We start from the raw sequence: 11,307 nt of genomic DNA on the forward strand, positions 1-11,307 counted from the left end.
CACCGACACCCTGTGTCCTTCACCCTCCAGGAGCCGCACGATGTCTTCCGTACCCCTCAGCAGACGCTCCCTCATCAAGGCCGCGGCCCTCGCCGGCGGTACCGTGGCGTTCGGTCTGCCGCAGGCCCTGTGGCCCGCCACGGCCGAGGCCTACACCGTCGCCTCGAAGATGGACTGGTGGTACCAGGCCCGGTTCGGGATGTTCATCCACTTCGGGTCCTACTCCTATCTCGGCCGCGGCGAGTGGGCGTTCAGCGTCGAGAACTGGACCAAGGCCAACTACCAGGCCCAGGTGACCACCCCGTTCAACCCGTCCGCCTTCAACGCGAACACCATCGCCCAGCTGGCCCAGGACGCCGGCATGAAGTACCTCGTGTTCACCGCCAAGCACCACGAGGGCTACGCGATGTGGGACTCCGACGTCCCGGGCTTCACCGACGTCACCGGCACCAAGCTGTACAACCTGCGCGACTACAACAACTTCCAGCCCGACCTGCTCCTCCAGCTGAAGACCGCGTGCGAGAGCCGGGGCATCAAGTTCGGGCTCTACTACTCGATCCTCGACTGGACCCACTCCTCCCAGACCTGTGACAGCGGCAGGGGTTTCTCCGACATGTCGTCGCTGTCGGCCCGCACCGGCTACATCAACGACATGAAGGCCCAGCTGCAGGAACTGCTGAACCGCTACGACCCGGCCATCCTGTGGTTCGACGGCGACTGGTGCGCCGACCCCTCTTCCCCCACGCTCGAAGACTGGTGGGTCAAGGCCGACGGCGAGGACCTGTACAGCTGGCTGATGGCCCGCAAGCCCGGCCTCATCGTCAACGAACGCGTCAAGCGTGACGTCGGTCTCGGCGACTACGCAGTCGCGGAGTTCGGTATCCCCGACGCGCCGATGGACCGGCCGTGGGAGGCCTGCGCCACCATGAACCACGCCTGGGGCTACCACCAGGACAGGGAGAACGCCTACCGCTCGGTCCAGACCATCATCCAGGAGATGGTCACCGTCGTCTCCCGGGACGGCAACTACCTGCTCAACATCGGCCCCAAGGCCGATGGCACCGTGACCGCTGGATCCGTGACCGTCCTGAACGGCATGGCCTCCTGGATGGCCACCCACGGCGACAGCATCCACGGCACCAGCGGCAGCCCCTTCGCCACCGAGCCGTCCTGGGGCAGGATCACGAAGAAGGACGGCAAGCTCTTCGCCCACGTCTTCAACTGGCCCACGGGCGGCACCCTGCAGATCCCGGCGGTCCACAACACCATCAACCGCGTCTACCTGATGAACAACCCCGGCACCAACCTCAACTACTGGGTCAGCGGCGGGCAGATCAACGTCCAGGTGCCGACCACCGCGCCCAACGCGAACGACTCCGTGGTCTGCGTGGAGGTCAACGGCATGCCGGCCGTCCTGGCAGGCGGCGTCTACCGGCTGGTCTGCGCCCAGAGCGGCAAGGCTCTCGACAACGCCAACGTCGGCAGCGACGGCACCCCGATCATCCAGTGGACCGTCAACGGTGGCACGCCGCAGCAGTGGACGGTCACCGACCAGGGCCACGGCTACTACAAGCTGGTCTGCGTCCGCAGCGGCAAGGCCCTCGACGACAACAACAGCACCTCCAACAGCGCAGTGATGGTGCAGAAGACCGACAACGGCAGCCACCAGCAGCAGTGGGCCATCACCGCGCTGGGCGGCGGCGCGTACAGGCTCATCAACCGGCACAGCGGAAAGGCGCTGGACAACTCCAACAACGCCGCGGACAACACCCAGGTCATCCAGTGGACCCCCAACGGCGGCCCCCCGCAGCAGTGGAACATGACCAAGGTCGGCTGAGCGGCCCGGGGGTGGCGCGCCCTGGGCACGCCACCCCGGCTCCCACGGCACCAACGCGATTGTCGTCCCACCCGTCCCAGCCGACCCCGCGGGTGATCGCCACCCCGCAGAAGCGGTGACCTGCGCCCGAAGCAGGCCGTGTCCTCGTCGTCGACCGCCCGGGATGGATCCGGGCGAACGTCGCCGGGTTCCGGGAGATCCTCAAGCCGCTGCTCGACAAGATGCAGGAGCGGCGCGGCAGCACCCCCGGCGGAGCGGTCCTCGGCGCCGTCGGCGGCAAGGTCACCGGCGTGGAACTCGGCATGCTGCTGTCGTTCCTGGCCTCCCGGGTCCTCGGCCAGTACGAGACGTTCGCCCCGGCCACCTGCCGGACGAAGTCCATGACGTCGAAGGTCCAGCTGCTGATCGCCGACGGAGCGACGAACGACAGCACGTCGTTCATGCCGTTGCTGCCGGACCACACCTGCCACTCGCGCCCGCCCACGCCGGCGTTGCCGGCCGGAGAGCCGATGGGCTGGATCGATCCGACCTTCAGTTGGTACGCGTAGTGGCGGATGTAGTGGGTGGGGTAGTTGTACGACTGGAAGGAGGACCATGCCGGGTCGGCGAGTCCGGCGACCTGTCGGAAGGTGGCGTCCTGGGCGAACTGGGTGGTGCCGTCGTTGTAGGCCAGCTGGAAGCCGAAGTCGGCGTGCCTCAGGAAGTAGCCGGGGAAGTTCACCGACTCGAAGGAGACGGTGCCGGAGCCGACCAGGCCGGGGCGCGGCCGGAACTGGGCGTCCGGGCCGGTGATGTTCTGGTCGATGCGCACGTCGAAGTTGGCGTGCCGCACGTAGCGGTCCTGGAAGTTGAAGGACTGCAGCCGCTTGCCCGGGACGTTGGCCCAGCGCGCCTGGATCCGGGCGTCCTCGGCGGCCGTCAGGTTCAGGATCGAGCATGCCGCGATCACGCGCTGGTTCCCGTCCGGGTGCGGACATTGCCGTCCGCACCCGGACATCGTCACGCGGCGCGCCGCTGGAACTGCTGGTTGGTGCCGGTCCCGCAGGGCCACTGGATGAGGCGGGCGCCGTTGGTGGTGGACGCGTCCTTCACGTCGAGGCACTTGCCACTGTGCCGGGCTACGAGCCGGTAGTAGCCGCCTCCCTGGTCCTGGAACTGCCACTGCTGGTTGGTGCCGGTGGTGCAGCGGTACTGGTTGACGAAGGCGCCGTCGGTGGTGGAGTTGCCCGCGACGTCGAGGCACTTGCCGCTGTGCTGGGCGAGGATCTGGACGTACCCGTTGCCGGTGTCCTTGAGCCGCCACTGCTGGTTGATGCCGCTGGTGCAGGTGTACTGGAGGGCGACCGCGCCGTCGGCGGCGGAGTTGTCGGAGATGTCGAGGCACTTGCCGCTGTGCCGGGCCGCCAGGTTGTAGTAGGGGCCGCCGCCCGCGCCGGTGACCGTGCCGGACTCGGTGTCGATGGAGATCTGCGGGTACCACGGCAGGTTCATGGTGGTCCGGGTGGGGAAGGTCAGCGGGAGCCAGACGTACTGCGAGTCGTTGACCGCGCCGCCCATGGAGTTGCCCCAGCGGTCGCCCATGTAGAGGTACGAGGTGCCCGTGGTGCCCTGGACGGGCAGCACGAACGTGGTCTGGGATCCGTAGCCGGTGTCGTCACCGATCTCGGTCATGGCCGTCCAGGGGCCGGCGATGCTGGTGGCGGTGGCGTACTTCTGCTGGTTGGGCTTCCAGCCGCTGTTGCCGGAGGTGAGCATGAAGTAGACGCCGTTGCGCTTGAACAGTGCCGGAGCCTCACGGAAGGCTCCGGCCCACGGGTTCGCGGTCAGGCTCGCGTAGGCCGTGTAGTCGGCGGTGAGTCTCCAGATCTGCAGGTCGGCGTTGCCGGCGGCGGAGGTGATCTGGTAGGCGGTGCCGTCGTCGTCCTTGAACAGGGCCATGTCGCGGGACGTGGTGCCGGTCGGGGGCCGGAAGCTGCCCTTCCAGGTGTAGTCGCCGTCGATGGTGTCGGAGACGGCGACGGCGGCGCGGGCCTGGTTGTAGTCGGTGCCGTTCTCCTTGTGCATCCACATCACGAACTTGCCGGTGGTGGAGTTGAGGACGACCTTGGGCCGCTCGATGTTGGCGACCGCCAGCTCGGGGTCGCTGGCCTGGGTCAGGACGTTGTTCCTGAACTCCCAGGTCTTCAGGTCGGTCGAGCGGTAGGCGGAGACGGCCTTGAAGGTGTTGTCGGCGTTGCGGTTCTCGCCGAACCAGTAGTAATACGAGCCGACCTTGATCACCCCGCCACCGTGGGCGTGGACGACGGCGCCGGCGGAGTCGGTGAACTGCGTGGCGTTGGTGATGAGGACCGTGGCCGCCTGGGCGGGGGGGCCGGTGACAAGGAAGGCGGTCACGCCCAGGAGGGCGGCCGACACATAGGTGAGGGCGCGTCGGAGCATCTGGATTCACCTCAATGAGGCTTGTGATTTGTTTGGTTGTGTGCGACTCCGTTTGAGGACGGTAGGGGGGAAATGAGGCTTCGTCAACGCCCTGAACCAGTACACATCCGATGTCTTCAGAGGTCTCGCCCCTTCTCTCCGATCCGAAGCCCTCCGATTTGCACGAGCTTCGACGAACCTCTAGACACAACACGGTCTGTTGCTGATTAATACATCCGATGTCACCTGGGTGAAACACACGCCTCCGTGCGACTCCCCTGTGTCTCGCCGTCTCCGAGGTGACCCATCCGATCTGTTCGGCCCCGACGCTGAGCCGCAGCACCTGCGTGCTGTCTTGTGGACAGTCAGGAGAACGACCTTGTCACAGCCGATCACTCGACGAAGAGTGCTGGCCGGTATGGCGGCCATGACGGTCGCCGCGGCTATCACCCCGACACTGGCGGTACCCGCCCATGCCGCTGCCGCCGGTGAGCCGTTGCCGCTCCCCCCGCTGCGGATCCCCAAGATCGACATGGGCGTGGAGCAACAGTCCAACGAGAAGATCCAGTGGTTGCGGGATGCCAAGCTCGGCATGTTCATCCACTGGGGTGTCTACTCCGGCCCGGCCAAGGGCGAGTGGTACATGGAGAACGCCGCCATCACCCCGGAGAACTACAAGAAGTACGTCACCGACGCCACCAGCGAGCAGTTCACCGCCAGCGCCTACAACCCGGCCGACTGGGCCCAACTGGCCAAGGACATGGGCGCGAAGTACACGGTGCTCACGGCCCGCCACCACGACGGCTTCGCGCTGTGGCCGTCCACCCACCCGAACGCCTGGCACGCCGGGCAGGCCCCGCTCCAGAAGGACTTCATCGGCCAGTACGTCACCGCGGTGCGCGACGCCGGGCTGAAGGTGGGCCTGTACATCTCGCCGCTGAGCTGGCGCTACCCGGGCTACTACGACGTCCGCGGCACCAACTGCCTGCCCAACAAGTGGGGTTACACCACGGATCCCGCGCACAAGGAGAACGCGCGGATCATGAAGAACGAGCTGTACCAACAGGTCAGGGAGATGGTCACCCAGTACGGCAAGATCGACGACCTGTGGTGGGACGGCGGCTGGCTCGGCCAGCAGGGCTCGGATGCGTCCGCCGCCTTCTTCTGGGAGCCCGGCAAGTTCCGCGACCCGGCGAACGAATGGCCGGTGGACTCCGCCTACAGCGAGACCGACCCCGACACCGGCAAACCGCTGGGCCTGACCGGGCTGGTGCGCAAGCACCAGCCGGACATCGTCACCACCCTGCGTTCGGGCTGGATCGGCGACTACACCAGTGAGGAGGGCCCCTCCGTGCCCTCCGGCGCGATCCGCACCGGACGGGTCGCGGAGAAGTGCTTCACCATCGGCGGTGCCTGGGGCTACCGGGCCGGCACGAGTGTGATGGGCTTCGGCACGGCCATGAACATCCTGGTCAATGCCTGGGTGCGGAACATGACCTGCCTGGTCAACGTCGGCCCCGACCGCACCGGTGTGGTCCCCACAGCCCAGGCCGACCTGGTGCGCCGGATCGGTTCCTTCATGACCACCTGCGGCGAGGCCGTCTACGGCACCACCGGCGGCCCCTGGCAGCCTCTCGACGGCAAGTACGGCTACACCTACAAGGGCAGCACCTTCTACCTCCACCTGCTGCCCGGCTACAGCGGCACCTCCTTCACCACCCCCGCGATCGGAGACGCTCAGGTCACTCGGGTCTACGACGTGGCCTCGGGCACCGACCTGCCGTACTCGGTCAGCGCGGAGGGCAAGGTGACGGTCACCGGGATCAACCGGACCCGCATCCCCGAGGACAGCGTGGTCGGCGTGACCCTGGACCGGACCGTGCAGCCGGCCGACATCGCCGCGGGCAGGACCGCCACCGCCAGCAGCCAGGAGACGTCCAAGGGCAACACCGCGGCCATGGCCGTCGACGGCTCCACCGCCACCCGCTGGTGCGCCAACAACGCCAACACCGGCAACTGGCTCAAAGTCGACCTGGGAGCGGCCAAGTCGCTCACCGGCGCCCGTATCGCCTGGGAAATGGACGCCACCAACTACCGCTACCGCATCGAGGGTTCCACCGACAACGCCACCTGGACCACGCTCGCCGACCGCACCGACACCACCAGCACGAGCCAGGTGCAGACCGTCGCGCTCAGTGCCCAGGCCCGTTACGTACGGGTCACGGTCACCGGACTGCCCTCCGGGGTCTGGGCGTCCATCCGCAACCTGGAGATCTACGATCGGCCCTTCACCGCGGACCTGGGCACCTTCCGGCTGGTGAACCGCAAGAGCGGCAAGGTCATGGACGTCAGCGACGCCTCCAGCGCCGACGGAGCCTCCATCATCCAGTGGCCTTCGACAGGCGGCACCAACCAGCAGTGGAAACTGCTGCCGAACGCCGACGGCTCCTACCGGCTGGTCAACGTCCGCAGCGGCAAACTCCTGGAGAGCCCGGACAACTCCCTCAAGGGCGCGCCCCTGGACCAGTCGACCGACGACGGCGGCGACAACCAGTGGTGGAAACTGGTCCCCTCCCAGACCAGCGGCTACTACCGGCTCGTCAACGTCCGCAACGGATGGTGCGCCGACGTCAAGGACGCCGCCATCACGGACGGTGTCCAGGTCATCCAATGGCCCATCACCGACGGATCGAACCAGGACTGGCAGCTCATCGCCCTGTGACGGCGTGCCGGCCAGGGGGCCGTGCCACTACGGCGCAGCCCCCTGGCCCTCGGCCGCTCTCCCCACCCCAGTGCGTTCTCGCCTCGACACGGGTCGACCGGGCCGTCCGTCCACAGCGGCCCGTCCGCGGTGTGTGGGGGGCTTCCCAGGCTGTTTGTTCGTGCCCGGGCTGGTAGAGGGTGCGGTGCTTGGGCATCGCGTGCAGGACGTCGACGCGGCGGCGGGCTCGGCCGGAAGGGCGGCGCTGTGGCGTGACGGCGCGGCCGCGGCAGTCCGTCCCGGTGGACGTGACCGCGGCCGGAGCGGTCGCGGCCTTCGGCCGGTGACCGCCGGCGCCCGGACGACGGCGGTCACCGCGAAGCCGGCCGCCACCAGCATGCCCGCGGTGGCCACGGCGGCGAGTGTGGCCCTCGGCCAGGCCCCGACGGTGGTCGTCTCCCGGGGGGGTAAGCGGTGACCGCGTTCGCTCGGCTTCCTGGTCGCGGGCATAGCGACCCTGCTGACCACCGCGGCGGCTGCGCTGTTCCTGCCACGACAGTAACCACAGCCCACGCCCGCTGCGCCGCCGACGCCCGAGCACGCGTTCGGGCAGCGCTCCACCACGTTGAGCCGGGAGCCCCCAAGCTGCCCCGGTCAGGATTCCCCCGCGTGGGCAGGGTCTGTTCTTGCCCGCGGCGTCGTCCCGCTTCGCACCGTGTCAGATCTTGATGACGTGGACGCCGGGGCCGCACAGCATGTGGAGGTCCTCGGGGTCTGACGTCAGGACGGTCACGGGGGCGGGTGAGGAGAGTGCGGTGGCAGCCACGATGGCGTCGAGGGCGTATGTGTGGCCGTGCAGGCCGGCTGCGGCAAGGAGCTTGCTTGCGTGGCGGGCGATGGCTTCGGTGGGCGGGACGATGTTCACGCGGGAGACGGCGTAGTCGAAGCGGGCCTGGTTGGTCTTGGGGTCGCGGGCTTCGACGAGGGTGACAGAGCTGGTGACGACGCGGATGTCCTCCGCCTCGGCCGCAGCCAGCCACTCGGTGAGCTCGGGTGTACGTCGTACGAGCTTGGACAGGCCCTCGCAGTCCAGGACAAGGGTGCCACTCACGCGGCGTCCGCCGAGTCGGCAGCGTCGCCGCGCAGGAGCGCCCGCTTGGCCTCGACCGCTGCCTGGTCCACCGGCCCGTGCTCGGTCTCCGCGTCTTCAATGAGTTCGCGCAACCGGTCACGTTCGAGTTGGCGCTGGATGAGGGCTTCGACGTAGGCGGACATACCGCGCTTGCCGGTACGTGCCTTGAGGGCGGCGATGGTGCCTTCGTGGAGGGAGACGGAGACCGGGCGGACGGGACCTTCGCCCGGAGCGGGGTCGGGAGTGGTAGCCATGGAGCCATATTAACAAAACTCTTGTTATTTGGTGGGGCGATCCTGCCGCGTGCGGCTTGCCCGGAGGCTGATGGTGGATTGCCTCGTGGGGTACAGATCCTTTGTGATCACCAAGCGCGACGATGCGTCCCGCGGGCTGACACGCGAGGAACTGCTTGCGCTGTCTACGGCCGTGGATCTGGAGACGGCGAACCGTGCTCTGTCCCTGAGTCGGACCACTGGCTACGACCTAGGGGGTGTTTCGAAAGTCCCGCACAGCACCCACGGCGCCCGGCACGCTCCCCCACTGCCTTAAGGGCGTGGGAGGTGCCCCCACTCGCCGCACCGACCAAAAGCCCAAGTACGTCCAGTACGAGGGCTTTCGTCCGGCACGCCGAGAGCACGCACCGGACGCCGCTCCTTAACGGGCGAACGTTGCCTGCCGGGGCACCAGCAGCAGGCCGCCCTTGAGGACGAAGTGGTCGCGGCCAAGGGGTGATGCGGCCATGCGGTAGAGGAACCGTTCGAGGACGTACTCGACCATGACCTCGTCCGTGGACCGGCTGTTGCGGCAGGCCAGGGTGCGAAGGTCGTTGTAGACGCGGCCGGCGGTGGTGTCGCGTGTGGGGTTGGCCATCAGGCGAGCATCGCCTCTACGGCGGGGCGGATGACCGAGAGAGCGCCCAACTCGCGTGCGATGTCCTGGAGTTCGCTGACCCCGTCACGGCCGCTCCGGCGCAGATAGCGGCCGAGCGCGGACAGGGCGAGGGTCTCGCCGATGCGGCTGCGGTGGCGCATCGCGTCGACGACGCTGCGGGCTGCGTTGTACACGGGGACGGTCTCTCCTGGAGCTGCTTCGAACCGTTCGATGCCGAGGACGAAGGTCTTCGAGGCGTACTGCGCCACCACGGTCGGCGGGTAGGAAATCGTGGGGCGGCGAGTGCCGCGCGGCACGGCGATGTGCACTGCTGCGGGGATGTCGTCGATCAGTTCATGCAGGGCCAGGGCGGACTCGCCGCACACGACGGCGCGTGGAGCCCGCGTGCACACGGCCAGCAGATCTGCGTGCGCGGTCTCCGGTGCGTCTGCCCGTCGGTGCACCCCACGGGACAGTTCGACTATGTCCCCCTCCGCGACCAAGGACGCCAGATCACGGGGGGAGAGCAGGGCCTGACGTGCCTGCGCCGTCGTGAACGTGAGGGAGAGGCCGGTCAGCCGCTGCTCCAGGCGCGAGTTTTCCGCAGCACTCATGTATCCAATGGTACCCCTCAAGTGAGCTTAGGGGATCGATTTGATACATCCTGGCCGTGGTCGGCGGTCAGGGCGGATCAGAACAGTGGTCGAGGGTGCCACGAACCCCCAGGTCAGGTGCCCATCCCGTGGGATTTCCCGGGGACTTTCCGCCGGGTAGGCAGAGAAGGCCCCGACAGCGCTGAAAGAAACGGACGCGCTGGTCAGGGCCCATCCCCTCAGCACTCGATGATGTTGACCGCCAGCCCGCCGCGCGCGGTTTCCTTGTACTTCACGCTCATGTCCGCCCCGGTGTCCTTCATCGTCTTGATGACCTTGTCCAGGGACACCTTGTGCGAGCCGTCCCCCCGCATCGCCATCTTCGCCGCGGTCACCGCCTTCACCGCGGCCATGCCGTTGCGTTCGATGCACGGGATCTGGACCAGGCCGCCGACCGGGTCGCAGGTGAGGCCGAGGTTGTGTTCCATGCCGATCTCGGCGGCGTTCTCGACCTGTTCCGGGGAGCCGCCGAGGACCTCGGCGAGCGCGCCCGCGGCCATCGAGCAGGCGGAGCCGACCTCGCCCTGGCAGCCGACCTCGGCGCCGGAGATGGAGGCGTTCTCCTTGAAGAGCATGCCGATGGCGCCGGCGGCCAGCAGGAAGCGGACCACCCCGTCCTCCTTCTCTCCTTCGGAGGCCGCGCCCGCCCCGAAGTTGATGTAGTAGTGCAGGACCGAAGGGATGATGCCGGCCGCGCCGTTCGTCGGGGCCGTCACTACTCGGCCCCCGGCCGCGTTCTCCTCGTTGACCGCCATCGCGTAGAGCGTGATCCACTCCATCGCGTGCGCCAACGGGTCGCCCTCCGCCCGGAGTTGGCGTGCCGACATGGCGGCCCGGCGGCGTACCTTCAGCCCGCCCGGCAGGATGCCCTCGCGGGACATGCCGCGTGACACGCACGCCTGCATCACCCGCCAGATCTCCAGCAGACCGGTCCGGATCTCCGCCTCGGTGCGCCAGGCCCGCTCGTTCTCCAGCATCAGCGACGAGATCGACAGGCCCGTCTCCTTCGTCAGGCGCAGCAGCTCGTCGCCCGTGCGGAAGGGGTACTTCAGGACCGTGTCGTCGAGCTTGATGCGGTTCGCGCCGACCAGGTCTTGATCAAGCACAGCCTCGTCGACGACGAAGCCGCCGCCCACCGAGTAGTACGTCTTCGACAGGAGTTCGGCGCCCGAGGCGTCGTACGCCCACAGCGTCATGCCGTTCGCGTGGTACGGGAGTGCCTTGCGGCGGTGCAGCACCAGATCGTCGTCGAAGGAGAACGGGATCTCGTGTTCGCCGAGGAGCCGGATCCGCCCGGCCGACCTGATCGACGCCACCCGCTCGTCCGCCGTCTCGACGTCCACCGTCCGCGGCGACTCGCCCTCCAGGCCCAGCAGCACCGCCTTGGGGGTGCCGTGGCCGTGGCCGGTCGCGCCCAGGGAGCCGTAGAGCTCGGACCGTACGGACGCGACGGAGGGCAGCAGGTCCTCGTTGCGTAGCCGGCGCGCGAACATGCGGGCCGCGCGCATCGGGCCGACCGTGTGGGAGCTGGACGGGCCGATGCCGATCGAGAACAGGTCGAAGACCGAGATGGCCACGGGGACTCCTCAATACGGGTGGTGCCAGGGGTTTCGTGGGAGGTCCCGCACACCTGTGAGTGTGCGGGACCTCCCACGAAAAGGAACTACAACGGACTACAAGGAACTACTTGTTCAGA

At 68.0% G+C, this 11,307-nt stretch carries 10 protein-coding genes; 3 read left to right on the plus strand and 7 right to left on the minus strand.

What is annotated here, in order from left to right:
- Positions 1-40: 40 nt before the first annotated feature.
- Positions 41-1,837, plus strand: a complete 1,797-nt coding sequence (locus AQJ91_RS44935; protein ID WP_067034975.1) for an alpha-L-fucosidase — start codon at positions 41-43, stop codon at positions 1,835-1,837.
- On the opposite strand, the gene AQJ91_RS58810 is transcribed toward AQJ91_RS44935, so the two are convergent.
- Both AQJ91_RS58810 and AQJ91_RS44945 read right to left on the minus strand, forming a co-directional pair.
- Positions 1,776-2,786, minus strand: coding sequence for an AbfB domain-containing protein (locus AQJ91_RS58810; RefSeq protein ID WP_067034978.1), 1,011 nt, complete (start codon positions 2,784-2,786; stop codon positions 1,776-1,778). The two genes, AQJ91_RS44935 and AQJ91_RS58810, sit on opposite strands and share 62 nt — an antisense overlap.
- A gap of 50 nt (positions 2,787-2,836) precedes the next feature.
- Positions 2,837-4,276 (minus strand): RICIN domain-containing protein, encoded by a 1,440-nt coding sequence (locus AQJ91_RS44945; RefSeq protein WP_067034982.1) that lies wholly within the window; start codon positions 4,274-4,276, stop codon positions 2,837-2,839.
- Between the two features lie 358 nt (positions 4,277-4,634).
- Here AQJ91_RS44945 and AQJ91_RS44950 point away from each other — a divergent pair, with 358 nt between their 5' ends.
- Positions 4,635-6,977 carry an alpha-L-fucosidase gene (locus AQJ91_RS44950; RefSeq protein ID WP_199848196.1) on the plus strand — a complete coding sequence of 781 codons (2,343 nt, stop codon included), beginning with the start codon at positions 4,635-4,637 and terminating at the stop codon, positions 6,975-6,977.
- A gap of 160 nt (positions 6,978-7,137) precedes the next feature.
- On the plus strand, positions 7,138-7,434 hold the full coding sequence (locus tag AQJ91_RS56960; RefSeq protein ID WP_234383415.1) for a hypothetical protein: 297 nt from the start codon (positions 7,138-7,140) through the stop codon (positions 7,432-7,434).
- Positions 7,435-7,674: 240 nt separating this feature from the next.
- Here AQJ91_RS56960 and AQJ91_RS44955 read toward each other — a convergent pair whose 3' ends face one another.
- The 5 genes from AQJ91_RS44955 to AQJ91_RS44975 form a co-directional block, all read right to left on the minus strand.
- Positions 7,675-8,067, minus strand: coding sequence for a type II toxin-antitoxin system VapC family toxin (locus AQJ91_RS44955; protein WP_067034984.1), 393 nt, complete (start codon positions 8,065-8,067; stop codon positions 7,675-7,677).
- The gene (locus AQJ91_RS44960; protein WP_067034988.1) at positions 8,064-8,342 is read right to left on the minus strand and encodes a hypothetical protein; all 279 of its coding nucleotides are present in this window, start codon (positions 8,340-8,342) and stop codon (positions 8,064-8,066) included. Before AQJ91_RS44960 ends, AQJ91_RS44955 begins: the two co-directional genes overlap by 4 nt.
- 400 nt (positions 8,343-8,742) lie before the next feature.
- Positions 8,743-8,958, minus strand: coding sequence for a hypothetical protein (locus tag AQJ91_RS44965; RefSeq protein WP_067034991.1), 216 nt, complete (start codon positions 8,956-8,958; stop codon positions 8,743-8,745).
- Entirely contained in the window at positions 8,958-9,572 is a 615-nt protein-coding gene (locus AQJ91_RS44970; RefSeq protein WP_067034994.1) for a type IV toxin-antitoxin system AbiEi family antitoxin domain-containing protein, read from the minus strand. Before AQJ91_RS44970 ends, AQJ91_RS44965 begins: the two co-directional genes overlap by 1 nt.
- A 218-nt stretch (positions 9,573-9,790) precedes the next feature.
- Complete coding sequence (locus AQJ91_RS44975) at positions 9,791-11,188, minus strand: L-serine ammonia-lyase (RefSeq protein WP_067034997.1); 1,398 nt, start codon at positions 11,186-11,188, stop codon at positions 9,791-9,793.
- Between the last annotated feature and the right edge of the window lie 119 nt (positions 11,189-11,307).

It is taken from the genome of Streptomyces dysideae (genome assembly GCF_001514305.1).
Lineage (GTDB): Bacteria > Actinomycetota > Actinomycetes > Streptomycetales > Streptomycetaceae > Streptomyces > Streptomyces dysideae.